Origin of the sequence: Dactylosporangium darangshiense, assembly GCF_039537565.1 — a bacterium.
GTDB lineage: Bacteria > Actinomycetota > Actinomycetes > Mycobacteriales > Micromonosporaceae > Dactylosporangium > Dactylosporangium darangshiense.
This window is the reverse complement of record NZ_BAABAT010000021.1, coordinates 32,846-57,824: the sequence shown is the minus strand read 5'-3', so window position 1 is coordinate 57,824 and position 24,979 is coordinate 32,846. Positions and strand designations below refer to the sequence as shown.

The 24,979-nt window shown below is 70.4% G+C and carries 23 protein-coding genes; 15 read left to right on the top strand and 8 right to left on the bottom strand.

What is annotated here, in order from left to right; genetic code table 11:
- The first annotated feature begins 165 nt into the window (after positions 1-165).
- From ABD901_RS32250 to ABD901_RS32235, 4 genes are all read left to right on the top strand, one after another.
- Positions 166-1,245: a sugar ABC transporter substrate-binding protein gene (locus tag ABD901_RS32250; RefSeq protein WP_345132481.1), complete on the top strand. Its 1,080-nt coding sequence runs from the start codon at positions 166-168 to the stop codon at positions 1,243-1,245.
- A gap of 117 nt (positions 1,246-1,362) precedes the next feature.
- Positions 1,363-2,145, top strand: coding sequence for an ATP-binding cassette domain-containing protein (locus tag ABD901_RS32245; RefSeq protein WP_345132478.1), 783 nt, complete (start codon positions 1,363-1,365; stop codon positions 2,143-2,145).
- 101 nt (positions 2,146-2,246) lie between these two features.
- Positions 2,247-3,401 carry a sugar ABC transporter permease gene (locus ABD901_RS32240; protein ID WP_345132714.1) on the top strand — a complete coding sequence of 385 codons (1,155 nt, stop codon included), beginning with the start codon at positions 2,247-2,249 and terminating at the stop codon, positions 3,399-3,401.
- Positions 3,402-3,672: 271 nt separating this feature from the next.
- Positions 3,673-4,641: an ROK family protein gene (locus tag ABD901_RS32235; protein ID WP_425556740.1), complete on the top strand. Its 969-nt coding sequence runs from the start codon at positions 3,673-3,675 to the stop codon at positions 4,639-4,641.
- A gap of 212 nt (positions 4,642-4,853) precedes the next feature.
- Here the strand turns inward: ABD901_RS32235 and ABD901_RS32230 are convergent, their stop codons facing one another.
- From ABD901_RS32230 to ABD901_RS32220, 3 genes are all read right to left on the bottom strand, one after another.
- Complete coding sequence (locus ABD901_RS32230) at positions 4,854-5,216, bottom strand: histone-like nucleoid-structuring protein Lsr2 (RefSeq protein ID WP_345132473.1); 363 nt, start codon at positions 5,214-5,216, stop codon at positions 4,854-4,856.
- Between the two features lie 333 nt (positions 5,217-5,549).
- On the bottom strand, positions 5,550-6,482 hold the full coding sequence (locus tag ABD901_RS32225) for an acyl-ACP desaturase (protein WP_345132471.1): 933 nt from the start codon (positions 6,480-6,482) through the stop codon (positions 5,550-5,552).
- Positions 6,479-7,204, bottom strand: a complete 726-nt coding sequence (locus ABD901_RS32220) for a lysophospholipid acyltransferase family protein (RefSeq protein WP_345132469.1) — start codon at positions 7,202-7,204, stop codon at positions 6,479-6,481. The genes ABD901_RS32225 and ABD901_RS32220 overlap by 4 nt, the downstream gene beginning before the upstream one ends.
- Positions 7,205-7,357: 153 nt before the next feature.
- Here ABD901_RS32220 and ABD901_RS32215 point away from each other — a divergent pair, with 153 nt between their 5' ends.
- The 3 genes from ABD901_RS32215 (at position 7,358) to ABD901_RS32205 (ending at position 9,560) form a co-directional block, all read left to right on the top strand.
- Positions 7,358-8,449 (top strand): AI-2E family transporter, encoded by a 1,092-nt coding sequence (locus ABD901_RS32215; RefSeq protein WP_345132467.1) that lies wholly within the window; start codon positions 7,358-7,360, stop codon positions 8,447-8,449.
- An 87-nt stretch (positions 8,450-8,536) separates the two neighbouring features.
- Complete coding sequence (locus tag ABD901_RS32210; RefSeq protein WP_345132465.1) at positions 8,537-8,875, top strand: hypothetical protein; 339 nt, start codon at positions 8,537-8,539, stop codon at positions 8,873-8,875.
- Between the two features lie 49 nt (positions 8,876-8,924).
- Positions 8,925-9,560, top strand: coding sequence for a nucleotidyl transferase AbiEii/AbiGii toxin family protein (locus ABD901_RS32205; RefSeq protein ID WP_345132463.1), 636 nt, complete (start codon positions 8,925-8,927; stop codon positions 9,558-9,560).
- 392 nt (positions 9,561-9,952) lie between these two features.
- Here the strand turns inward: ABD901_RS32205 and ABD901_RS32200 are convergent, their stop codons facing one another.
- From ABD901_RS32200 to ABD901_RS32190, 3 genes are all read right to left on the bottom strand, one after another.
- Entirely contained in the window at positions 9,953-11,182 is a 1,230-nt protein-coding gene (locus ABD901_RS32200) for an ATP-grasp domain-containing protein (RefSeq protein ID WP_345132461.1), read from the bottom strand.
- Positions 11,183-11,479: 297 nt separating this feature from the next.
- A complete protein-coding gene (locus ABD901_RS32195; protein WP_345132459.1) occupies positions 11,480-12,199 on the bottom strand; it encodes an alpha/beta hydrolase in 720 nt (239 codons plus the stop codon).
- Positions 12,200-12,442 carry a PspC domain-containing protein gene (locus ABD901_RS32190; protein WP_345132456.1) on the bottom strand — a complete coding sequence of 81 codons (243 nt, stop codon included), beginning with the start codon at positions 12,440-12,442 and terminating at the stop codon, positions 12,200-12,202.
- 608 nt (positions 12,443-13,050) lie between these two features.
- Between ABD901_RS32190 and ABD901_RS32185 the strand changes: the two genes are divergently transcribed.
- On the top strand, positions 13,051-13,506 hold the full coding sequence (locus ABD901_RS32185) for a general stress protein (protein ID WP_345132712.1): 456 nt from the start codon (positions 13,051-13,053) through the stop codon (positions 13,504-13,506).
- A gap of 296 nt (positions 13,507-13,802) precedes the next feature.
- Here ABD901_RS32185 and ABD901_RS32180 read toward each other — a convergent pair whose 3' ends face one another.
- Positions 13,803-14,219 carry a MarR family winged helix-turn-helix transcriptional regulator gene (locus ABD901_RS32180; RefSeq protein ID WP_345132453.1) on the bottom strand — a complete coding sequence of 139 codons (417 nt, stop codon included), beginning with the start codon at positions 14,217-14,219 and terminating at the stop codon, positions 13,803-13,805.
- Between the two features lie 81 nt (positions 14,220-14,300).
- Here ABD901_RS32180 and ABD901_RS32175 point away from each other — a divergent pair, with 81 nt between their 5' ends.
- Entirely contained in the window at positions 14,301-15,368 is a 1,068-nt protein-coding gene (locus ABD901_RS32175; RefSeq protein WP_345132448.1) for an NAD-dependent epimerase/dehydratase family protein, read from the top strand.
- 926 nt (positions 15,369-16,294) lie between these two features.
- On the opposite strand, the gene ABD901_RS32170 is transcribed toward ABD901_RS32175, so the two are convergent.
- On the bottom strand, positions 16,295-18,598 hold the full coding sequence (locus ABD901_RS32170) for an MDR family MFS transporter (RefSeq protein WP_345132446.1): 2,304 nt from the start codon (positions 18,596-18,598) through the stop codon (positions 16,295-16,297).
- A 115-nt stretch (positions 18,599-18,713) separates the two neighbouring features.
- On the opposite strand from ABD901_RS32170, the gene ABD901_RS32165 reads away from it, so the two are divergent.
- From ABD901_RS32165 to ABD901_RS32140, 6 genes are all read left to right on the top strand, one after another.
- On the top strand, positions 18,714-20,351 hold the full coding sequence (locus ABD901_RS32165; protein WP_345132444.1) for an ABC-F family ATP-binding cassette domain-containing protein: 1,638 nt from the start codon (positions 18,714-18,716) through the stop codon (positions 20,349-20,351).
- A complete protein-coding gene (locus ABD901_RS32160) occupies positions 20,348-20,719 on the top strand; it encodes a PPOX class F420-dependent oxidoreductase (protein ID WP_345132442.1) in 372 nt (123 codons plus the stop codon). Before ABD901_RS32165 ends, ABD901_RS32160 begins: the two co-directional genes overlap by 4 nt.
- 86 nt (positions 20,720-20,805) lie before the next feature.
- A complete protein-coding gene (locus ABD901_RS32155) occupies positions 20,806-21,966 on the top strand; it encodes an ABC transporter substrate-binding protein (RefSeq protein ID WP_345132441.1) in 1,161 nt (386 codons plus the stop codon).
- Complete coding sequence (locus ABD901_RS32150) at positions 21,963-22,835, top strand: ABC transporter permease (RefSeq protein ID WP_345132439.1); 873 nt, start codon at positions 21,963-21,965, stop codon at positions 22,833-22,835. Before ABD901_RS32155 ends, ABD901_RS32150 begins: the two co-directional genes overlap by 4 nt.
- Entirely contained in the window at positions 22,832-23,698 is an 867-nt protein-coding gene (locus ABD901_RS32145) for an ABC transporter permease (RefSeq protein ID WP_345132437.1), read from the top strand. Before ABD901_RS32150 ends, ABD901_RS32145 begins: the two co-directional genes overlap by 4 nt.
- The gene (locus ABD901_RS32140; RefSeq protein ID WP_345132434.1) at positions 23,695-24,771 is read left to right on the top strand and encodes an ABC transporter ATP-binding protein; all 1,077 of its coding nucleotides are present in this window, start codon (positions 23,695-23,697) and stop codon (positions 24,769-24,771) included. The genes ABD901_RS32145 and ABD901_RS32140 overlap by 4 nt, the downstream gene beginning before the upstream one ends.
- The last annotated feature ends 208 nt before the right edge of the window (positions 24,772-24,979 follow it).

Sequence of the window (24,979 nt, the reverse complement as noted above, 5' to 3'; positions counted from 1 at the left end):
GGTAGCGTCGCACGGGCGGCGCCATTGCTGCCGCTTTTCCGAATCGTTACGGACGGCTACCGTCCACCGTCGGCGGCGCCCTTGTGCGCACGCGCGGCGCGCAATACGTTGCCCGACACAACAATCGCCGTCGAACCCCGGATCGACACCGAAAGGACCCGTGCAATGCGCAGAGGGATCCTGTCCCTGCTGGCCGTGGGCGTGCTGGCCGCGGGCGGCCTGGCCGCGTGCACCGAGAACGTGGCCGGCACCGGCGGCAGGCCGCGCATCGGGGTCATCCTGCCCGACAGCAAGTCCTCGGCGCGCTGGGAGACGGCGGACCGCAAGTACCTCGCCGCGGCGTTCAAGGCCGCCGGGGTGGACTACGAGATCCAGAACGCGCAGAACGACAAGAGCGCCTTCACGACCCTCGCCGAGCAGATGATCACCCAGGGCGTCGACGTCCTCATGATCGTCAACCTGGACTCGGGCACCGGCAAGGCGGTGCTGGACAAGGCCCGCAACGCCGGCGTCGCCACCATCGACTACGACCGGCTGACGCTGGGCGGCTCGGCGCGCTACTACGTGTCGTTCGACAATACGGCCGTCGGCACCCTGCAGGGCCAGGGCCTGGTGCGCTGCCTCGCCGACGCGAAGATCACCAAGCCGGTCATCGCCGAGCTCAACGGCTCGCAGACGGACAACAACTCGACGCTGTTCAAGGACGGCTACGACGGGGTCCTCGCGCCGAAGTTCGCCTCCGGCGAGTACGTCAAGGGCCCCGACCAGTGGATCGAGGAGTGGGACAACACCCGGGCCGGGACCACGTTCGAGCAGATGCTGACCTCCCAGCCCAACATCGGCGGGGTCATCGCCGCCAACGACGGGCTGGCCAACGCGGCGATCAACGTGCTCAAGAAGCAGGGGCTCAACGGGCGTATCCCGGTCACCGGGCAGGACGCCACCGCGCAGGGCCTGCAGAACATCCTCAACGGCGACCAGTGCATGACGGTGTACAAGGACGTGCGGCGCGAGGCGGCGGCCGCGGCGAAGCTGGCCATCAACCTGGCCAGGCATGAGACGGGCGTCACGGACAACAAGGTCTACGACCCGCTCGGCAAGCGCTACGTGGACTCGATCCTGCTCGATCCCAAGGCGATCACCAGGGACAACGTGAGGGACGTCATCGACGACGGGTACGTTGCGGCACAGGACGTGTGCACCGCCGAGTTCGCCGCGAAATGTGCCGCAGCGGGTATCAAGTAAGGTACCGGATCTCACCCGGGGATCTGTCAGCCCGGCGGGGCGCGCGGCGGCAGCGGTGCCGGCCGCGAACGCCGGGGCGACGCCGCCCGCCAACCGCGGGCCGGCAGAAGGAGCATCGTGACCGACACACCCCTGCTCGAGATCCGCGGGCTGAGTAAGAGCTTCGGCCCGGTCCAGGTGCTGCGCGACGTGGACTTCTCGGTGTACGCCGGGCAGGTCACCGCCCTGGTCGGCGACAACGGGGCCGGCAAGTCCACCCTCGTCAAGTGCATCGGCGGGATCTACACGAGCGACTCCGGCGAGTACCTGTTCGACGGCCGGCCGGTGTCGGTGCACGGCCCGCGCGACGCCGCCGCGCTCGGGGTCGAGATCGTGTACCAGGACCTGGCGCTGTGCGACAACCTCGACATCGTGCAGAACATGTTCCTCGGCCGGGAGATCCGCCGCGGGCTCGTCCTGGACGACATCACCATGGAGCAGCGGGCCGCAGAGACCCTGGCCAGCCTGTCGGTGCGCACCGTGGCGTCGGTCCGCCAGCCGGTCTCGAGCCTGTCGGGCGGCCAGCGCCAGACGGTCGCGATCGCCAAGGCCGTGCTGTGGAACAACCGGATCGTCATCCTCGACGAGCCCAACGCCGCGCTCGGCGTCGCGCAGACCGCCCAGGTGCTCGAGCTGGTGCGGCGGCTGGCCGACAACGGGCTGGCCGTGGTCCTCATCTCGCACAACATGAACGACGTCTTCGCGGTGGCCGACCGCATCGCCGCGCTGTACCTGGGCCAGATGGCCGCCGAGGTGCGCGCCACCGACGTGACCCACTCACAGGTCGTCGAGCTCATCACGACCGGCCGCAGCGGCGAGCTCGGACTCGCCCGGATGCGCCAGAACGGAGCCGCCGCATGAGCGTGTCGTTGCTGAGCGCCCAGGAGCGGTCCGGCGAGCGCCGGCCGGAGGGCTTCGGGGGGTACGCCCGCGACTACCTCGCCCGCGTCCGCGGCGGCGACATGGGTGCGCTGCCGGCGGTCCTCGGGCTGCTCGCGCTCACGATCGCGTTCTCCGTCGCCCGGCCCCGCTTCGTCACCGCCGGGAACCTCGCCAACCTGCTCAACCAGGGCGCGGCCGTCACCGTCATCGCGATGGGGCTCGTGTTCGTGCTCCTGCTGGGCGAGATCGACCTGTCCGCCGGGTTCGCCAGCGGGGTCTGCGCCTCCGTCCTCGCGGTACTGCTGACGAACTTCGGGCTGCCGTGGTATGTCGCGGTGCTCGGCGCGATCCTCACCGGGGCCGCGATCGGGCTGCTCATCGGCCTGCTCGTGGCCAAGCTCGGCATACCGTCGTTCGTGGTGACACTCGCCGCGTTCCTGGCCTTCCAGGGCGCGGTGCTGCTGCTCATGAAGGGCGGCACGATCGTCGCGGTCGACGACCCGACCATCAAGAAGATCAACTTCGACGGCCGGTTCACGCCGGAGCAGGGCTGGGTGCTCTACGGCGTCACCGTCGCCGGCATGCTCGCCCTGCACCTGTGGAAGCGCTACAGCCGGGTCCGCCACGGGCTGTCCGCCGAGCCGTTGTCGATCATCGCGATCCGGGTCGTCACCGTCGCCGTGCTGCTGGGCGGCGCCGTGTGGGCGCTGAACCTGGAGCGCTCCAAGAGCGACACGACGTCGCAGCGGGGCGTGCCGATGATCGTGCTCATCGTCGGGGTGCTGCTGGCCCTGTGCACGTTCGTGCTCAACCGCACCGCGTTCGGCCGGCACGTGTACGCCGTCGGCGGCAACCGGGAGGCCTCCCGCCGCGCCGGCATCCACGTCGACGCCATCCGCATCTCCGTGTTCGTCATCTGCTCGACGATGGCGGCGGTCGGCGGCATCGTCGCGGCGTCCCGGGACGCGTCGGTCAACCCGAACACCGGCGGCAGCAACGTGCTGCTCTACGCCGTCGGCGCGGCCGTCATCGGCGGCACCAGCCTGTTCGGCGGCAAGGGCAGGGTGCTCAACGCGGTGCTCGGCGGCGCGGTGGTGGCCGTCATCGAGAACGGCATGGGCCTGATGGACTACAGCCCCGGCACGAAGTACGTCGTCACCGGCGTCGTGCTGCTGCTGGCCGCCGGCATCGACGCGGTCACGCGCCGCCGGGCGGCCGCGGCGGGACTGCGATGACGCGCAACGACTAGTCTCACGTCAGCACCCCACAAGAAAGCCGAGCATGCGCGTTGGCCCCAGCCAGGAGGAGATCCGCCGGAGCAACCTCGGAGCGCTCCTGCGTTCCGTGCACCTCCACGGCGCCATGTCCCGCGCCGACCTCACCACCAGCCTGGGACTCAACCGCAGCACGATCGGCGCGCTGACGGCGGACCTCGCCGCGGCCGGCCTCGTCAGCGAGGGCGCGCCGCGCGAGCAGCGGGGCCGGGCCGGGCGCCCGTCGCTGGTCGTGCGGCCGGAGTCGGAGAAGGTGTACGTGTACGCCTTCGCGGTGGAGGTCGACCGGATCGTCGCCGCCCGGGTCGGCCTCGGCGGGGTGCTGCTGGACCGCTTCGAGGCCGCCCGCCCGCGCGGCGAGCACGACGCCGCCACCGTCGTCGCCCCGATCGCCGACTTCGTGCGCAAGATGCAGGTCACCGCCCCCGCCGGCGCCCGCCTCATCGGCAGCGGCGCGGCGGTTTCGGCCATGGTGCGCCGCGACGACGGCTTCGTCCGCCTCGGCCCCCAGCTCGGCTGGGCCGACCAGCCCCTCGGTGAGGCGCTGCGCGAGCTCATCGCCGACGGCCGCCCGGTGGCCGTGCGCAACAACGCCGACCTCGCCGCACTGGCCGAACACACCCGCGGCGCCGCCGCCGGCTGCGACAACCTCGTCTACCTCTACGGCGACGCCGGCGTCGGCGGCGGCATCATCGCCGCCGGCCGCCCCGTCACCGGCCACGGCGGCTACGGCGGCGAGGTCGGCCACATGGTCGTCAACCCCAACGGCAAGGCGTGCAGCTGCGGCTCACACGGCTGCTGGGAGACCGAGATCGGCGAGCACGCCCTGCTGTCGGCGGCGGGCCGCAACGCCACCTCGGGCCGCGAGGGCATCCTGGCCGTCGTCGACGCCGCCTCGCGCGGCGACAACACCGCACAGGCCGCCATGCGGCAGGTCGGCGACTGGCTCGGCTTCGGCGTGGCCAACCTGGTGAACATCTTCAACCCGGAGATGGTCATCTTCGGCGGGACGCTGCGGGAGGTGTACCTCGCCTCGGCGGCCCAGGTGCGCAGCCGCCTCAACCGCAACGGCCTGCCCGCCTGCCGCGAGCACGTCCGCCTGCGCACCCCGCAGCTGGGTCAGGACGCGGCGCTGCTCGGCGCCGCGGAGCTCGCCTTCGAGCCGCTCTTCGCCGACCCCCTCGACCCGGTCGGCCGCTGACCGGTGTGCGCCTTAACGGGACAAATCGGACGCCGTTCCACCTGACCCACCCTGCGTGACGACCCCGCGGCGCCTTGTCATGGCCGCGAAGGGCGTCGTCCGGCCACCTCAAGGCATCACTCAGTGCTCGTATCGCAACAGCATCGGCGCGTCGGGTGCCGCACATTCGCGTCCCGAAACGAAGGGGCGCCCGCAACTCGGGCGCCCCTTCTTCAGCTTCCCGCTTCTGCGTGGAACCGTTCGACGATGTCGGCCCGGATCCGGCCGCGGTCGGACACCTCGAGACCCTTGCTCTGCGCCCATTCGCGGATCGCCCGGTTCTGCTCCCGCTCGGCGCGGGCGGACAGGACCGGGCGGCCGCGAGCGCCGCCACGCGCCGGGGGTACCGGCGCCGACGTCCGGCCGATCTTCGTGGCGGCCACGACGTACGGGGCGAGAACGTCGCGCAGGTCGGCGGCGTTCTTCGCGGACAGATCGATGGTGTACTGCACGCCGTCGAGGCCGAAGCTGAGGCTCTCGTCGGCGAGGCCGCCGTCGAGGTCGTCGATCAGCTCATGTATCACGCGTCTGGCCATTGGCGATGATGCCTTCCGATACGGGGAGTGAAATTCCGCAGCTCGGCGACGCCCGCCGGACGCGTCGAAAACGGTCAGACGGGCAGTGACGGGCACGGAACGGTCGTCGCAGCCTACTGCAACGCTCACGGAAGGCAACCGGCGCCCTGAACGGAAACCGGCCACGGAGAGTCGTACGCATGGTGATCACACCGACACGGCGGTCGTCGACGCACGCGGCCGCCGCTGGCGTATCGGACCTATGACGACGAACGCACGCGGGCCCGAACGCACGGACACCCGGCGCCGAGGGCGCCGGGTGTCCGGTGGGGTTCCTGCTGTACCGATAGACAATCAGACTGCGGCGCGAGCACGCTGCGCGTCGCGACGCTCGACGAACCGTGACGCCTGGGCGTCGAGGTCCGCCATGAACGTCGCCAGCTCCTCGCGCGCGGCCTCGCCGTCGCCGGACAGTGGCCGTTCGTACGCGCGCACCTGCCGCAGCACCGGCGTGAGCACATCGTCGTGGTGCAGTCGCAGGTCGTAGATGCCGGCCTTGGCGATCTGCACCGACTTGCGGCCGAAGCCCTCGATGGTGTGGCCGGGCATCTGGAACGAGGTCGCGACCCGGGTCACGGCCCGCATCGCGGCGTTCGGCGCCAGGTCGAACGCGGCCGCGAGCAGGTTGCGGTAGAAGATCATGTGGAGGTTCTCGTCGGCGGCGACGCGCGCGAGGAGCTGCTCGCAGACCGGGTCGCCGGAGATCGTGCCGGTGTTGCGGTGCGACACGCGGGTGGCGAGCTCCTGGAACGACACGTACGCGACCGACTCCATCAGCCCCTCGTAGGAGTTGTGGAAGCCGCCCTCCATGTGCGTCATCCGCGCCCGCTCCAGCGCCACCGGGTCGACGGCACGCGTCGCAAGCAGGTAGTCACGGATCGCGATGCCGTGCCGGCCCTCCTCGGCCGTCCACCGGTGCACCCAGGTCCCCCACGCTCCGTCACGGCCGAACACCGTGGCGATCTCGTGGTGGTAGCTGGGCAGGTTGTCCTCGGTGAGCAGGTTGACGACGAGGGAGACCCGGGCGACCTCGGACAGCTTCGACTGCCCCGGCTCCCACGCCTCCCCACCGAGGATTCCGTCGAAGTCGCGACCCTCGCTCCACGGCACGTACTCGTGCGGGAACCACTCCTTGGCCGTGGCCAGGTGCCGGTTGAGGTTCTCCTCGACGACGGGTTCGAGCTCGCGCAGCAGCACGAGCAGGTCGGTGGGTTCGGCTGGGCTCACTGGGCCTCCGGTTCGTAGACGGCTGGTGACGGTGCGCTGCCGCCCAGGTGGGCGGGCAGCCACCACTTGTCCTCCGGGCCCTTCGGCTGCTGCGGGTACTCCCGCTGGGCCCGGTCGAGCATGATTGTCATGCGGGAGCGTAGTTCCGCGGTGACCGCGTCCTGGTTGTCGCGCCGGCCCGGGTGCAGCGGCTCACCAACAAGAATAGTGATCGGCACGCCACGCTGCGTGAGATTCTTGGGGTGCCCCTTGGTCCAGAACCGCTGGGTCCCCCACAGCACGACGGGTATCAGCGGCGTGCCGGTCGCTGCGGCCATCCGGGTGGCGCCGCTCTTGAGGTCCTTGACGGTGAACGACTGGCTGATCGTGGCCTCCGGAAACACGCCCACGACCTCGCCGGACTTCAGCGCCGAGAGCGCCGCCTTGTACGAGGCCATGCCCGCGTCGCGGTCGACGGGAATGTGGTGCATGCCACGCATCAGCGGGCCGCCGATGCTGTGCCGGAAGATCGAGTCCTTGGCCATGAACCGCACCAGGCGCTTCGAGCGGCGCGCGGCGAGGCCGCAGAAGATGAAGTCGAGGTACGACACGTGGTTGCAGGCGATGACCGCGCCCCCGTCGGCCGGCACGTGCTCCTCGCCCTCAATCGTGATCTTCATGCCGAGGAGCGTGAACATGGTCCTCGCGAACGCGATGACCGGCGGGTACACCAGATCTGCCATGGCATAACGCTAGCGGTACATGCTGGAGAGCACCCGGTACCCTGCCTCAAGACCACATGACTTCCCAGGGAGTTCACAGTGCAGGATGAGGTGCAGGATCCTCCGGCGCCCCCGTCACCTTCCGCAGCCTCTCCGTCACTCGTCGAGGCGCCCGTGCCCACGGAGATCGACGTCGAGGTCGTCGTGGTCGAGCCGGAATCGCGTTTCGGCAAGCCCGGCCCGCCGATGCGCCGCTCGCCGCTCATCATCGGGTTCACCGCCGGATTGGGCCTGCTGCTCGCGTACAGCGCATATCTCGCGGTGCAGAACGTCCGCTCCATATTGATCCTCATCTTCATCGCGATGTTCCTCGCGATCGGCCTCAACCCCGCCGTGGTACGCCTGACGAAGTGGGGCATGCCGCGCGGGCTCGCCGTCGCCGCCGTCGGCATCGGGGCGATGCTGGTGCTCTGCGGCGGTATCGTCGCGCTCATTCCGCCACTGGTGCAGCAGAGCAACGAACTGGTCGACAGCCTCCCGCAGTACATTGACAACCTGCGCCGAAACGACCAGCTGAACCGCCTCAACGAGCAATATCAGCTGCTGGACCAGCTCAAGAACGTCGCGACGCCGGGAAACGTCACAAAGGCCCTCGGCGGCGTCTGGGGCGGCGTGCAGGTCGCGTTCTCGGCGCTGTTCAACATCCTCACCGTCATCATTCTCACGGTGTACTTCATGGCCGCCTTCGACCGGCTCAAGGAGGGCGGCTACCGCCTCGTCCCGGCGACCCGCCGCGAGCGCGTCCGGCTCCTCGGCGACGAGATCCTCACCAAGGTGGGCGCCTACCTGGGCGGCGCCCTGGCGATCGCGGTCGTCGCGGGCCTGAGCTCGTTCGTGTTCCTGCTCATCATCGGCGTCGCATACCCATACGCATTGGCGGTCCTCATCGCCATCACCGACCTCATCCCGCAGATCGGCGCCACGCTCGGCGCCGTCGTGGTGAGCATCGTCGGATTCGCGACGTCATTGCAGGCCGGCATCGCCTGCGTGGTCTTCTTCGTCATCTACCAGCAGGTCGAGAACTACGCCATCTATCCGACGGTGATGCGCCGCGCCGTGAAGGTGAGCGACCTGGCGGCCATTCTGTCGGTACTGCTCGGCGTCGCCCTGATGGGTGTCGTCGGCGCGCTCATCGCCATCCCCGTGGTGGCCGCCGTGCAACTGCTCGTCCGCGAGGTCGTCATTCCGCGCCAGAACACCCGGTAGCCAATTTCCGCAGTGGTACCCGTTGTGCCTACCGGCGCCGTAATGTCAATGGCGCCGGTAAGGCCATGCCCGGGTACACTTCGGGCCATGCAGGACGAGTCGGCGCGCGGACCGGTGGCCTTTCTGGCCCGTCCGCATCGCCCTGCGCTGGTTTCGCGAACGCTCGGCGAACTGCGCGGCCCGGTGCACGGCGTCGTCGAACTGCCGCAGCGGCTGATGTGGAACCCGCAGCGCCGCTTCGACCTCGACAACCACGACCTGCTGCTGTGGATGTACGAGAACGTGCTGCGCGAGGCGATCCGCCACGACGAGCTGCGCCGCTTCCTCAACAAGCGCCTGCTCGTGCAGGTCTGGCCGGAGCTCAACCTCCCCCACGGCGTGCGCCGCGCCTGGGAGTCCCGCCACGCCGCACTGCGCGCCAGGTGACCCCCGCCCACGCACCTACGGTGACGGCGCCCCCCACCGAGCGCAACCGGTGATCCCCTTCTACACGGACGTCGCCCGCGTCGCCCTGGCAGTGGCGGAGCGTCACGGCTTCGTCCTCGGCGGCGGCTTCGCCTGGCTCATGAACGGCCTCGTCGAACGCCCCACCGAGGACGTCGACCTGTTCACCGACACCGACGGCGCCGCAGGCGCAGCCGCCGACGCGGTCTGCGCCGCCCTGCGCGAGGCCGGCTACACCGTCCACGAGGAGGAGGCCGACGACCTCCTGGAGCTCTTCGCCGGCTTCGACCAGCGGGAGTTCACGGTCGGCGACGGCACCCGCACGGTACGCCTCACCCTCTCCCGCCTGGACCGCCGCCAGAGCCCCGTGATGATGGACGTCGGCCCGGTCATGCACCTGGACGACCTCATCGCCACGAAGGTCGCCGCGCTGGTGAACCGCCGCGAGGTACGCGACTACATCGACGTCGCCGCGGCCTTGGAGCGCTACACGGTCGACGAGCTGCTCGAACTGGCCCGCCGCCAGGACCCGGCCTTGGAGGACGACGACATCGTCGCCGCCGGCCGCTACCTCGACCGCCTGGACGACGGCCGCTTCGCCTTCTACGGTCTGGACATCACACGCATCGCCGCGCTGCGCTCGCGCCTGACCGCCTGGCCCCGCTGACACAGCCACCCGGGAACACCGACACTCTGCTCCCGCTGCCATCGTCGTCGCCAGCGGACATCGAGCCCGGTAACCCCGCGACGCGACCTCGGTTGTGAGTTGGATCCGCCTTCCGCAGCACCGCTTTCACGATCAACGCGATCGACACGCCCGAAGCACGGACGCCCAGCTGCCGAAACTGCAGATTGTGACGCGCACTATCGCAGCGTCACCGTTTCGAACGACCGATCCTCGTGAACCCGGTCACGCACTCAGCGCGACCAACCGGCGGCGGGCTGGCGTGCCCCGCCGCCGGCCCGGCAACGGCAACGGCAACGGCAACGGCAACGGCAACGGCAACGGTCGTACGGTCATATGAATACGGTCATACGCATACGGTCATGCGCATACGGTCATGCGGCGTTGTCGTTGCGCCACAGGTCGAGCAGGCCGCGGAAGTGGCCGACGAAGCGGTCGTGCTCGTGCGCCGGGTAGGTGCTGCGTACGGTGCTCACCAGGAGGTCGTCGAAGTCGGCGGAGCCCACCCAGTCGGCAACGAGCTCGGGCACGTGACGCAGGGTCGTGTCGCAGAACTCGCGGTAGTCGTCGACGTCGAAGTAGGCGTCGGCCAGCCCACGGTAGCGCTGGAGCTTGTCGCGGTAGCCGTCGGTGGTGTCCGCGACCTCGAAGTAGCGGGCGGTGTCCATGTCGAGGCGCGCCTTGCGGCCGGTGATCACACAGAACGCCGTCCAGCGCAGCAGCGCCGTCATCGCCCACGGAAAGTAGTAGTGCAGGCTCGTCAGCGCAACGTCCGGGCACGCGTTGGCGTAGTCGATCGGATACACCACACCGTCGCGGACCAGGCACTCGCAGGAGTTGAACTCCCACCGGAAGAACGCGTTGACCAGCCGCGAGATCGTGACGACCTCGTCGCCGACGGCGTCGGTCAGGAACCCGTGCGACACCTCGTACCGCTCGTGCATCGGCAGCGCCGGCCGGAACTTCATCACCATCGTCTCCGGCCCGATCGACAACGACCGGGCGAAGACGTCATAGCCTTCGACCGCCTGCTGCAGGTGCATGAGCCGCGCGCCCGACTCGTCGTACGCCGCATGCAGTTGCGCACTGTCGGCAATGCGTGACACCCCGACCCACGCACCGCCATCGTACGGCTTCATGAACAGCGGGTACCCGAGCCGCTCCGCAACGGCGTCAAGATCGAACGGCCGGTTGTACTGCTCCGCCGTGTACGCCCACTTGGCATGGTCGACAGGGTTCTTGTACGGCACGAGCACCGTCTCGGGCACATGCAGCCCGAGACGCATCATCGCGCAGTAGGCGGCATGCTTCTCCATGGACTGGAACGTGAACGGGCTGTTGAGCAGGTACACGTCGTCCATGAGCGCGACTTTCTTGAGCCATTCGCGCGGGTGGTAGTACCAGTAGGCGAGCCGGTCGATGACCAGGTCGTGCGACGGACGGTCACGCAGGCCGAACGGTTCGATGGTCACGCGCACGGTACGCAGCCGGTGCTCCGCACCGTTGCGGTCGGTGACGGTCCCGAGCCGGCGCACCAGCGTCTCGTACGCACGCGGCCAGTCCTGTTCCGTGCCGAGCAACAGCCCGACGAGATGCTCGGTCATGACGCCTCCGCCGTGTGCGCCGACCTTGCCTCGATCGGCCATCGCACCCCAGGCGCCGACCGCACCCGGCACGGCGAACCCGCGATGAGCGCCGGTCGCATCTCGTGCAGACATCGCGTCTCGTGCAGACATCGCATCTCAGGCGCCAGTCGCGTCTCGTGGAGCCACCGCATCGCAGGCGCCGGTCGCGTGTCGTGCAGCCATCGCATCGCAGGCGCCGACCGCGCCTCGTGGAGCCATCGCATCGCACACGCCGACCGCGCCCCCCGGCGCGGCGAATCCTCCGTAGGCGCTGGCCTAGCTTTGCGCGGCCGCCGCGCCGTGGGTACCGGCCCCGTCGCGTTTGGTTTCGTCTCGGTCATCCGTGACCTCCTGCAAAAGGCGGTGCAGGTGCGGGTCGAGCGCATCACGCCAGGTGACCATCGAGTGACCACCCGGCAGCTCGAGCAGCGGCGCGCCGAGCCGGCTCGCCATCGCCCGGTTGTTCAGCAGGTTCTCCTCGTCACGCCCGCACGTCAAGACCACGCGAGCCGCTACCGGCCGGACGGTCTGCACGAAGGCGGTGATCCGGCGGAACCACGGGAACCCGGCCTCCTGCGGGTCGAGCTCCGCGGTGAAGAAGCTCCCCGACTGCAGGAACAGCCCGGCAAACCGTCCCGGGTAGATGGTCTCCGCGTGCAACAGGGCGAGCCCGCCGAGGCTGGCGCCGAGCCCCACTACGGGCCCGGGTGGCAGAGCCGGTAACACATCGTGCACGAGCGCGGCGGCATAGGCGGGGTTGGCCGAGTACCACTCGCTGCGGCTGCCCGGTGACAGCAGGACGACGTGATAGTGCGCAAAGCGCTGCGACAGGCCGGCGATGCGCTCGTACTCCGGCCCGTCGTGCGCGAGCAGCACCGCTCGGGCGCCGCGCACGGCGGCGCCGGTGGGCACCGTGGCGTCGGCGGGCGCGGTGACAGGCCGCGACGCCGGCGGCACGATCCGTGCCTGGATCGTCACCCCGGGATCGCGGCCCACTCACGCACCATAGGTCAGGTGATCGTTCGGCGCAGGGCTGACCGGCGCCGGCGGCGCCTCCGGCATGACGATCCACAGCATCGGGTACGCCAGCACGGCCACGCCACCGGTCAGCAGGATGGACAGAAGGAAGACGGCGCGCACCATGGTCGAGTCGGTGTTCAGGTACTCGCCGATGCCACCCAGCACACCGGCGACGGTGCGGTCGGTCTGCGAGCGGCGGAGACGCTTGATGTCGGTCATGCCAACAAGGTTGCCCGCCGAAGCGGCTCGGCGACCTCGGGTAACGCCCTGACCGACCCCTGAGTCCTCACCCCGATCGGTACCCTCCGGGTGACCGTCTGCACGCACCGCACTCGCCACAAGTACCGCGCGCTGGGTGCCGAGCACGGAACGCGACAGTGGCGGGCCGGCATCCGGCGGGCAGTCTCAAAACGCCGTGGCGAAACGGGCGGGACAGCCCGGACATCTCTACCCTGTCGCGCATGACGACCCCCCCGAAGGACGAACCGCCCGCCGCCGAGTCTGCGGCGACTCCTGACCCCTCGGCATCCACTCCCGAACCCGCCTCCCCCGCATCCGCGACAGCCTCCTCCGAAGCCGCCCCGTCCGAAGCCGCCCCGTCCGAGGCCGCCTCCTCCGAAGCCGAAGCCGCCCCGTCGGAAGCCGTCACCTCCGAAGCCGCGGCCGCCCCGTCCGAAGCCGCCACCTCCGAAGCCGTCTCAAACACTGCTGAGCCGGCGGCTTCAGCTGCCGAGCCTGTGGTCGTCGCTGCTGCGTCCGCGGCGCCCGGCGCCGAAGGCACAGCCGACGTCAGCGTGCCGAACCCGAACATCGACGAGCTGGTCGAGTTGGGCCGCAGCACCGTCACGGTCGCGCGCTACGCCGACTACGCCGGCGCGCAGCAGGCGGTGGATTACCTGTCCGACAACGGCTTTCCGGTTGAACGGACCGCGATCATCGGCACTGATCTCCGGCTCGTCGAGAACGTGCTCGGTCGACTCACCGTCGGCCGGGCCGCGCTCGCCGGCGTCGCCAGTGGTGCGTGGTTCGGGCTGTTCGTCGGCATCCTGTTCACACTGTTCAGCGACTCGAACTGGCTGGGCATCCTGGTCACCACGATCCTCGTCGGCGCGTTGTGGGGCGGCGTGTTCGGCGCCATCGCGCACGCACTCACCGGCGGTCGCCGCGACTTCACCTCGCGCAGTTCGCTGCAGGCCGGGCAGTACGCCGTGACCGTCGAAGCGGAGTTCGCCGACGAGGCCCGCGTGCTCATCACCCGGCAGAACTGGCGCGCCGCGAACTGACTACCGCGTACGTGCCCACGGAGCCGGCACCGAATACATGAGCCAGGCCCGGTAGGAAGACGCCCGGCATCGCGACCAAACGCAGCGCGGTCAGGACGTCACGCACCGCAGAGATGATCCGGACTGCCGTACGGGACCAGCACCGCCCATTCAGCGCACCGACCACAATACGAGCCGTAAGACACGACCCGTCAATCGCCGCGCGGCGCCCAAGCCGCGCGGCGCCCAAGCCGCGCGGCGCCCAAGCCGCGCGGCGCCCAAGCCGCGCGGCGCCCAAGCCGCGCGCTTCAGGCCACTCAGCGGGCCGGCGGGGACTGCATCTGGTCGACGATCTTCTGCAGGGCGGTCGCCAGCGTTTCGCGTTCCTCCGCGGTCAGTGTTGCCAGGGCGTGAGCTGCGAGGCGGGCCCTGGCTTCCTCGATCGGGGCCTGGGCCGAGCGGCCCTTTTCCGTCAGGTACAGGCGGACCAGCCGGCGGTCGCCGGGATCGGGGCGCCGATCGATCAGGCCGTCCTTCACCATGCGTGTCGCCGTGTTCACCACGGTGGGCGTGGCCACCTGCAGCCGAGCGGCCAGCTCGCCCGGTGACAGGCCGTCGCGCTCCCAGAGCACCTCGAGTACGAGGTTCTGGCCGATGCGCACGCCGTGGGCGCTCATTGCCTCGTCGGCGGCCGCTCGCAGCAGCTTCTGAGCGCGCGTCAGCAGCCGGATCACGTCGGTCACGTTTGCATGCTAACGAGTTCCCGGCTACATTTCGCTAGCACGCTATCGATCCACACGACCTGGGGAGATCGCTTGATTCTCGTTACCGGCGGGCTGGGTTTCATCGGCAGTCACACCACCCGCGCACTGCTCCAGGCAGGCGCCGAGGTGCTGCCTGCGTCGCGGACACGCACCGAATCGCCGCTACTACCGAGCGCGTTGGAAGTCGCGAAGCTCGACTGCACCGATCCGGAGTCGCTGTCCGCAGTCGGAAGGCGACACCGGATCACCGCCATCGTGCACCTGGCCGCGGTCCCGCTGGGGCGCGAGCCACTACTCGCGGAACTACGCGGCAACGTCGACGCGCTGCTGACGGTGCTGTCGGCGGCGGCGCGATGGAACGTTGGGCGGGTGGTCGTCGCCAGCAGCATCGGCGTGTACGCCGGCGTCGAGACACTGCCCTGGCACGAGAACGCGCCGCTGCCCGTCACCTCGCCGCACCCGATCCCGGCGGCGAAGAAGTCCGCGGAGATCCTGTCGCTCGCAAGCGGCCTCGACGTGATCGTCGCCCGCATCGGCGGCATCTGGGGACCACTCGGCCGACCGGCAAGCCCGTTCCTGGCGGCGCCGGGCATGATCCACGCCGCCGCGCGCGCCAGCACACACTCGCACGGCCCCAGCGACAGCAGCGATCCCGAGTACGGCAACGGCGCCGGCAGTGGTCGAAGCACTGAAGCTGTTGGTCGCGGACCCCGAACGACGAACGCCGCAGGCGACGAAGGCAGGCGCCGCGGCGATTCCGGAGGCGGTGATGGACACGCCGATGCGCAACGGACCGCGGTGAACGCCGATGGCGGGGCGGACATGCTGTACGCGCCGGACTGCGGCACTGCGCTCGCCATGCTCGCGACGGCGGGCGGGCTCGCGCACCGGGTGTACAACGTCGGGGGTGGGCGGCCGACGACCAACGGTGAGGTCGCCGCGGCCATAACGCGGCACTCCCCCGGGTTTCATCCGAGCCTGACCACCGGCAACGGCGGTGCGCTGATCCCCTACCTCGACACGACGCGGATTCGAGGCGCCGGGTGGCATGCGCAATGGCAGCTGGATCGGGCGGTCGCCGACTATATCGAGTGGCTGAAGTTTGGACACGAGCGATGACGGCCACATCGCCGAGGGCGTCCTAGGATGCTAGGTTGGAGCGGTTTCGCGTCAGGCAATGCTGAAGAGCGCGAATGGTGAATCGGGCAGGCGCGGCTGGTATGTGATGCTGGAAGTCGCGCCCGTCAATTGCACCACCTGTTCTTCGGCCAGTGGATGGGGTCAAAGTACCAGCGGTCGCCTGCGGCTCTCCGGCTATGCACCTGCCGGGTGCGGCGACGCACCACCTGGGTGCGCACGAGGTGTCAGCGGCGTTTTGTTTCCGCGATCATGCATATTCTGCGCCGCAGAGGCTGGTTTTCTCGATGATGGCGGAAAGAAAACGCACACCTGGGTACATCATGTTTCCGCGATCATGAAAAACCGGCCGTTCAGAGGCCCGAAAATTCGTGATCGCGGAAACATAATGCGGGCCGGCGCCAAGGATGTGAGGCGAGGCCGCCAAGCGGCGAGCCGGCAAGTGGCGGAGCGGAAGCGACGTGTCGAGCCGACATGGCACCCCGGGCGGGTACGAGCGGAGCAAGGCCCCGAGCTGCGCACGCTTCGGAGCAGGGCTGGAGTTGGCGGGCTCCCGAACAACAAGCGACCTGGGCGTGCCCCGGAATGAGGCGCGAGCTGGGCGAGCTACGGCGAGTGGCGGAGTTGGGTCTCCGAGGTGGGGCCTGGCCGTCTACTTGCGGGCGCACGCTCTGCAGGCGTGCGCAGGAGCGTGGGTGCCGCTGGCCGGGACGGCCAGCGCGCGAGGCCGCGAAGCAACGCGAAGCCCGCGAGGCCGCGCAGCTGGCGAGTGGTGGAGCGGAGGTGCCGTGCCGAGCACGGCACGGCACCTCGAGTGGTATGTGAGCGGAGCCGGGACTGAGTTGAGTGCGCTCCGGAGCGGGGACTGGGTTTGGGCCGGCTGCGGGGCGAGGCTCGAGCTCGGCGGGCTACAACGAGTGGCGGGGTTCGGTGTCCGACGTCGGGGCCTCGCCGTCGGCCTCGTGGACGCCGCTTTGCCGGGCGTGCGCCGGAGCGTGAGTGGCGCTGGCCGGGCTGGCCACGGCGTCCGCCTCGTGAGCGCCGCCGGCCGAGTCAGCCGGCGACGAAAGCGAAGCGGAGGACTCCAGGTGGGTGCCGTCGCCGGAGATCGCGGCCGGCGTTGACGAAGCGGCCGTCGGGCCACCGTTTGGCGACGCCGGCGTAGGCGATGCGCCGCCGCCGTTGGGAGACGACGCGGCCGAGAAGGCGGAACCGGCCGTCGGGTCCACCGAGAGCGCCCCGTCGCCGCCAGCCGTCACGGCCGAGGCGGAGGCCGACGAGGACGCGGCTGCGGCGAACGGCGTGCCGGCCTCGGTTGACGCGGTGGCGGAGGTGGACGTAGAAGGCGGCGCAACCGAGGCGGATGGCGGCGCGGCGCCGCCATCCGCTGAGGCCGGGGCGGCGGTGGACGCGAGGGCGGCACCGCCCGCGGCGGAGGAGGCCGGGGCGCCCGCAGGGGCGGGTTCGGCAGCGCCGGCGGCGGAGGCCGAGGCGGCAGTGGACGCGAGGGCGGCACCGGCCGCGGGTGAGGCGGCGGCCGCGGCGGCGCCGTCGGCGGCGGCGTCCTCGGCGGCGCGGGCCTGGGCCGCGGACATTGAGCGGAGCGCGATCTCCGGCAGGAACTGGATGGCGATGAGGCCGGCGACCATGATGGCCGAGGCGACGAGGAAGACGACGCTCATCGAGTCGGAGAAGCCGACCTTGAACGGGTGGGCCAGGGTGGCGTCGAGCTTCTCCAGGAACGACGTGTCGTTCAGGGAGCTGGACGAGCCCGACGTGGTGGTGCTCTGCAGGGCGGCGACCTGGTCGGGGTGGGCCGCGGCGGCGGAGCGGAAGGCCGTGGTGGACTGGGCCGCGGTGAAGGCGGACCTGATCTTGTCCGGCAGGAGGCTGAACAGGATCGACAGGAACACGGCGGCGCCGAGCGTGCCGCCCATCGAGCGGAAGAACGTGACCGTCGACGTGGCGACGCCGATCTCGCGCGGGCTGGCCGCGTTCTGCACCGCGGTGATCACGGGCTGCATGTTGCCGCCCAGGCCGAGGCCCATGAGCGCCATGATGAGCATCGTGCGCCACAGCGGGGTGTCGGCGCCGATGCGGGAGAACAGCACGAGCGCGGCGAGCATCAGGGCGGCGCCGACGATCGGGAAGATGCGGTAGCGGCCGGTGCGGGCGATGACCTGGCCGGAGATGATCGAGCCGCTCATGATGCCGAGCACCAGGGGCAGCAGCATGAGGCCGGCCTTCGTCGGGGTCGCGCCCTTGACGATCTGCAGGTAGAGCGGCAGCGTCAGCAGGCCGCCGAACATCGCCATGCCGAGGATGAAGCTCGAGATCGAGGCGACCGAGAACGTGCGGCCGCGGAAGAGGCGCATCGGCAGGAGGGCGTCGTCCTTGTATCCGAACTCGGCGAGCAGGAACAGCACCAGGCCGACGGCGCCGATGCCGTAGCACAGCAGGGAGCGGCCCGAGCCCCAGCCCCACTCGCGGCCCTGCTCGGCGACGGTCAGCAGCGGCACGAGTGTGACGATGAGCGTGAGCGCGCCCGGCCAGTCGATGCGGTGGTCCTGGCGGCGGTGCGGGATGTGCAGCACGCGCATGACGACGAGGAACGCGGCGAGGGCGATCGGCACGTTGATGTAGAAGATCCAGCGCCAGCCGGTGACGCCCAGGATCTCGCTGGAGCCGGCGAAGAAGCCGCCGAGCACCGGGCCGAGGACGCTCGAGGTGCCGAAGACGGCGAGGAAGTACCCCTGATACTTGGCCCGCTCCCGGGGCGGCACCACATCGCCGATGATGGCGAAGGCGAGGGAGAACAGGCCGCCGGCGCCGATGCCCTGCACCGCGCGGAACGCGGCCAGCTGGTAGATGTTGCCGGCGACGCCGCACAGCACCGAGCCGACGATGAAGATGCCGATCGAGAACAGGATGAACGGCTTGCGCCCGTAGATGTCCGACAGCTTGCCGTAGAGCGGCGTGGAGATCGTCGACGTGATGAGGAACGCGGTCGTGGCCCACGCCTGCAGGGAGAACCCGCCGAGGTCGTCGGCGATCGTCCGCATGGCCGTCGACACGACGGTCTGGTCGAGCGCGGCGAGGAACATGGCCATCATGAGGCCGATCAGAATCGTGACGATCTGCCGGTGGGTCAGGACGGTGTCCTCCGCGGCGGCGGCCGCCGGAGCCGAGCCGGCCGGTGCTGATGTGCTCAAGGTTGTTCTCCCCATGAGAGCAAGCCGTTTCGATCCGATCGCGTTTCAGAATTCACGCTACTCCTCGATCGAGGACACTAGTCGGGGGGTACGACAGAATCGGAGGCAGCAGCGCGTGTCAGCAACACTGGTGGTCAAGGATCTCGCGGCCGGTCACGGGGACAAGGCCCTGTTCATGGGCCTGGACCTGGTCGTGGCGCCCGGGGACGTGATCGGGCTCGTCGGGGTCAACGGGGCCGGCAAGTCGACGCTGCTGCGCACGCTGGCCGGGCTGCTGCCGATCGAGCAGGGCGCCGTGCAGCTCAGCCCGCCGACGGCGACGGTCGGGTACCTGCCGCAGGAGCCCGACCGGCACCCAGGCGAGTCGTTGCGCGCGTTCCTGGCCCGGCGCACCGGCGTCGCCGAGGCGCAGCGGCGCATGGACGCCGCCGCCGAGCAGCTCGGCGACGGCGACGCGGCGGCCGAGGAGTACAGCGTCGCCCTGGAGCGCTGGCTCGCCCTCGGCGGCGCCGACCTGGACGAGCGCGCCGAGGAGGTCGCCGCCGACCTGGGGCTGGCCGTGGACCTCGACCTGGAGATGACGGCGCTGTCCGGCGGCGAGGCGGCGCGGGCGGGCCTGGCGAGCCTGCTGCTGTCGCGCTACGACGTGCTGCTGCTCGACGAGCCGACCAACGACCTGGACCTCGAGGGCCTGGCGAAGATCGAGGCGTTCGTCAACGGGCAGCGCAACAAGACGGTCATCGTGGTCAGCCACGACCGGGAGTTCCTGGCCCGCACCGCGACCGCGATCCTGGAGCTGGACCTGCACCAGCTGCAGGTGCACTTCTACGGCGGCGGCTACGCGGCCTACCTGGAGGAACGGGCCGTCGCGCGGCGCCACGCCCGGGAGCGCTACGAGGAGTACGCCGACACGAAGTCCGACCTCGAGGCCCGCGCCCGGATGCAGCGCGCCTGGATGGAGAAGGGCATCAAGAACGCGCGGCGCAAGCAGCCGGACAACGACAAGATCGGCAAGTCGAAGAAGATCGAGTCGACGGAGAAGCAGGCGGCGAAGGCGCGCCAGACCGCGCGGCTCATCGAGCGGCTCGAGGTGGTCGAGGAGCCGCGCAAGGAGTGGCAGCTGCAAATGGAAATCGCCGCGGCGCCCCGGGCCGGCGCGGTGGTCGCCACGCTCAATGGCGCGGTGCTACGCCGGGGATCCTTCACCCTCGGCCCCGTCGACCTGCAGATCGACTGGGCCGACCGGGTGGCGATCACCGGCGCGAACGGCTCGGGCAAGACGACCCTGCTCGCGGCGCTGCTGGGCCGCCTGCCGCTGGACGAGGGCCGCGCACATCTCGGCCCCGGTGTCGTCGTCGGCGAGGTCGACCAGGCCCGGCGGATGTTCGAGGGCGAGGATTCGCTGCTGGACGCGTTCCGCCTCGCGGTGCCCGACCAGAACCCGGCCGACGTGCGCACCCTGCTTGCGAAGTTCGGGCTGCGGGCGGGCCACGTGCTGCGCCCGGCGCGCAGCCTCTCCCCCGGCGAGCGCACCCGCGCCGCCCTGGCGCTGCTGCAGGGGCGCGGCGTGAACCTGCTGGTGCTCGACGAGCCGTCCAACCACCTCGACCTGCCGGCGATCGAGCAGCTCGAGTCGGCCCTGGACAGCTACCCGGGGACGCTGCTGCTGGTCACCCACGACCGGCAGATGCTCGAGGCGGTGCACACCAACCGGCACATCGAGGTTGCCGACGGCAAGGTGACCAGCGCGTGAGCCTCGAGGAGTTCTGGACCGAGCGGCACCTGTGCACGCTCAGCACGATCCGCCGCGACGGCACCGTGCACAGCGTCCCGGTCGGCGCCACCTACGACCCGGCCACCGGTACGGCGCGCATCATCACATCCGGCAAATCGCAAAAAGTGCGAAATATCGGGTACAACGCACAGATCGCGATATGCCAGATCGATGGCCGGCGCTGGAGCACGCTCGAAGGGCACGCCACGATCGAGACCGATCCCGCGGCGGTACAGGACGCGGAGGTGCGCTACGCAAAAAGGTACAAGCAGCCCAGGGCCAACCCGGAGCGCGTGGTGATCATGGTCACCGTCACGAGGGTGTTGGGGACGTATCGGCCCGCCTGACATTCAGCGTTCAACAACAGGCAAACAGTCGACCCGACGCTGAGCGCGCCGAAGACGTTTCGGCTCCTCAGCATCGGGAGCACTCCATGCAACGCAATATCGTGCGACGCGGGCTCGTCGCCGGCCTCCTGTCGGCGACGGTTGTCGCCGCCGTGGCCGGCTGCGGCTCGTCCAAGAAGGCCGCGGACGCCCAGAACAACAAGACCGGCGCCGCCGCGGCGACGTCCGTGCAGGACATCGGCGGGCTCGACGCCCTGGTGGCGGCCGCGAAGGCCGAGGGCCAGCTCAACGTGATCACGCTGCCGCGCGACTGGGCGAACTACGGCGAGCTCATCGACACGTTCAGCACCAAGTACGGCATCAAGGTCAACAGCGACAACCCGGACGGCTCGAGCCAGGACGAGATCAACGCCGTCAAGTCGCTCAAGGGCCAGGACCGCGCGCCGGACGTGCTCGACCTCGGCGGCGCCTTCGCCCAGTCGGGCGCGAAGGAGGGCCTGTTCGCGCCGTACAAGGTGCAGACCTGGGCCGACATCCCGGACAACCAGAAGGACGCCGACGGCGCCTGGTACAACGACTACGGCGGCTACATCTCCATCGGCTGCGACGCCAAGAAGATCGCCGTCTGCCCGCAGACGTTCGCCGACCTCAAGAAGCCGGAGTACAAGGGCAAGGTCGCGCTCAACGGCGACCCGACCAAGTCCGGCTCGGCCTTCGCCGGCGTGTTCGCCGCGGCCCTGGCCAACGGCGGCAGCTTCACCAACATCCAGCCCGGCATCGACTACTTCGCCGCGCTGAAGAAGTCGGGCAACTACATCCCGGTCGAGTCGACCCCGGCCACCATCGAGAAGGGCGAGACCCCGATCTCGATCGACTGGGACTACCTCAACGCCGGCTACACCAAGGAACTGGCCGCCAAGGGCATCGACTGGAAGGTCGCGGTCCCGGCCGACGGCGTCTACGGCAACTTCTACTGCCAGGCGATCAACAAGACCGCCCCGCACCCGGCCGCCGCGCGGCTGTGGGAGGAGTTCCTCTTCTCCGACGAGGGCCAGAACCTGTGGCTGAAGGGCTTCGCCCGGCCGGTCCGGCTGCCGAAGATGACCACCTCCGGCAAGGCCGACGCCACCCTCGTGGCCGCCCTGCCGCAGGTCGACACCACCAAGGCGCAGCTGCCCGCCCCGGACCAGGTCGACGCGGCCAAGAAGGTCCTCACCGACGGCTGGACCAAGGCGCTGAACGGGTGACCACCCCCGCCGTCAACACTGTCCGGGCACGGTCCTTCACGGACCGTGCCCGGCGGTGCGGCCCCTGGCTGGCGGTCGCACCGTTCCTCATCGTGATGCTCATCGGCCTGGTACTGCCGGTGATCGCGCTGGCCACCGGGGCGTTCGAGGGCGACTCGCTCAAGTCCTCCCTGGGCAGCGGCTACCGCTCGGCGTTCTGGGGCTCCGTCAAGCTCTCCGTCGTCTGCGCCGTGCTCGGCGCCGTGGTGGGCCTGCTCGTCGCGCGCGCCGTGCTCTCCGGCGGCACCGTGCTGCGCCGGCTGGTGCTCACCGCGTCCGGCGTGCTGGCCAACTTCGGCGGCGTGCCGCTCGCGTTCATGTTCATCGCCTCGATCGGCAACGCCGGCATCGTCACCGGCCTGCTGCACGACTGGACCGGCTTCGACCTGGCCGACTCCCCGTTCAGCCTCTACCAGTTCGGCGGCCTCGCCGTCGTCTATCTGTACTTTCTGGTACCGCTGATGGTCATCGTCATCGCACCGGCCCTCGACGGCGTGCGCGCCGAGTGGTCCGAGGCGGCGGAGAACCTCGGCGCGACCCGCTGGCAGTACTGGCGCCACGTCGCCGGCCCGCTGCTCGCCCCGCCCGTCATGGCCGGGGCGCTGCTGCTGTTCTGCGGCTCCCTGTCGGCGTTCGCGACCGCGCAGGCCATGGTCGGCGCGACGGTACCCCTGGTCACGCTGCAGATCGCCAACGCCCTGTCGGGCAACGTCTCGGCCGACAACGCCGGCGTCGGCGCGGCCCTGGCCATCGAGATGATCGTCCTGGTCGCCATCGTCATGGCCGCCTACTGGACGATCGAGCGCCGCACGGCGAGGTGGCTTCGGTGACCGCCGTGCTGACGCGGCCGGTCGAGGCTCCCGCGGTACACAAGCGGAAACGGCGATTCAACGCGACCCGGACGGTCGTCCTCGGCCTTGCGGCGGTCTACTTCCTGGTGCCGCTTGCCGCCGCCGTGTGGTTCACCGTCCAGGACAAGGTCCACGGCGGCGTGACCGGCGAGTACTACACCAGCATCCCGCAGGCCGAGGGCTTCGCCGGGGCGCTTCGCCGCTCGCTGTCCCTGGCGGTGCTCACCGTGCTCGGCGTGCTGCTGGTGACCGTGCCCGCCATGCTCGCCGTGACGCTGCGGCTGCCGAAGCTGCGCCCGATCGTCGAGGGCCTGTCGCTGCTGCCGCTGGTCATCCCGCCGATCGCGCTCGTCGCCGGCGTGCGCGACATGCTGGCGCTGGGCCCCAACCAGCTGGCCGGCACGCCGTTCGGCGACGCGCTGGTCTCCTCGCAGGACCCCGAGCTGCCGATCATCCTCGTCGTCGTGTACATCGTGCTGGCCACCCCGTTCGCCTACCGTTCCCTGGACGCGGGCATCCGCGCCATCGACGCGCGGACACTGGTCGACGCGGCGCGGGGGCTCGGCTCGTCGTGGTTCGACGTCGTATGGCGGGTGCTGCTGCCCAACCTGCGCGGCGCGGTCCTCGGCGCGGCGTTCCTGACGCTGGGCCTGGTGCTGGGCGAGTACACCATCGCCAGCATCCTGCTCTTCGACACCCTGCCCACCTGGCTGGTGAAGATCTCCGGCGAGAACGGGCAGCTGTCCGTCTCCGTCAGCACCGCCAGCCTGCTGTTCACCTGGCTCCTGCTGCTCGTCGTGTCCCTCGCGGACCGGCCCAAGACTTCTCGGAGTGACTCATGACTGCGGTCGGTGTGCGCATGCTGGGCATGCGGCGCAGCTTCGGGGCGGTGCACGCGCTGGACGGGCTCGACCTGGTCATCGAGCCGGGCGAGTTCATCGCCCTGCTCGGCCCGTCCGGCTGCGGCAAGACCACGGCCCTGCGGGTGCTGGCCGGGTTTGAGACCGCCGACGCCGGCACCGTCTGGGTCGGCGACAAGGACATCACCGGTACCCCGCCGAACAAGCGGGACATGGGCATGGTCTTCCAGGCCTTCAGCCTGTTCCCGAACCTCACCGCCGCCGACAACGTCGCCTTCGGGCTGCGGGTGCGCGGCGTGGACTCCGCGGCCCGCCGCAAGCGGGCCGCGGACCTGCTCGAGCTCGTCGGGCTCGGTCATGTCGGCAAGCGGTACCCGCACCAGCTCTCCGGCGGCCAGCAGCAGCGCGTCGCCCTGGCCCGGGCCCTGGCGATCGAGCCGCGGGTGCTGCTGCTCGACGAGCCGCTGTCGGCGCTGGACGCGCAGGTGCGGGTCCAGCTGCGCGACGAGATCCGCCGCATCCAGCAGCGGCTCGGGATCACGACCCTGTTCGTCACCCACGACCAGGGCGAGGCGCTCAGCGTCGCCGACCGGGTCGGCGTCATGCGCGCCGGGCGCCTCGAGCAGCTGGCCGACCCCGACACGCTGTACCACCGCCCGGCCACCCCGTTCGTCGGCGAGTTCGTCGGCACGATGAACCGGCTGCCGGGCGTGCTGGGCTCCGACGGCACCGTACGGGTCCTCGGCGCCGACCGGCCGGTCGCCGAGGGCAGCGACGCCGTGCCCGGCGAGGTGGCGGTGCTGGTGCGACCCGAGGCGATGACGCTGTCCGCCTCGGAGACCGGCAGCGCCCTCGTCGTGGTCCGCACCTTCCACGGCGCGCTGACCCGCCTGTCGGTGCGGCTCGGCGACGGCGACGAGGCCCTCGTCGACCTGCCCAGCCCCGCCGCCGCCGGCATCATGCCCGGCGACACCGTGACCGTGGGCGTCGGCGAGGGCCCCGTCCTCGTCGCCGCGACCGACGCGACCCGCATCCCGGCGGGCGAGACGGTCTGACCCGGCCCGCGGCCTGCCCCGTGCTACCGGCTGAGCCGGGGCAGGCCGAGGCGTAGGCAGGTGCGCTCGTCGCCGGGGAACACCGCGGCGACGCCGTCGGGCATGGCGCACGCGGCCAGCGGCGGAGCAGGCCGCCGAAGGCGGTCCCGTCGCCGGGGCCGCGGGTCTGCATCGGTGGCATACCCGTTGATGTCCGCGACCCCCGGGC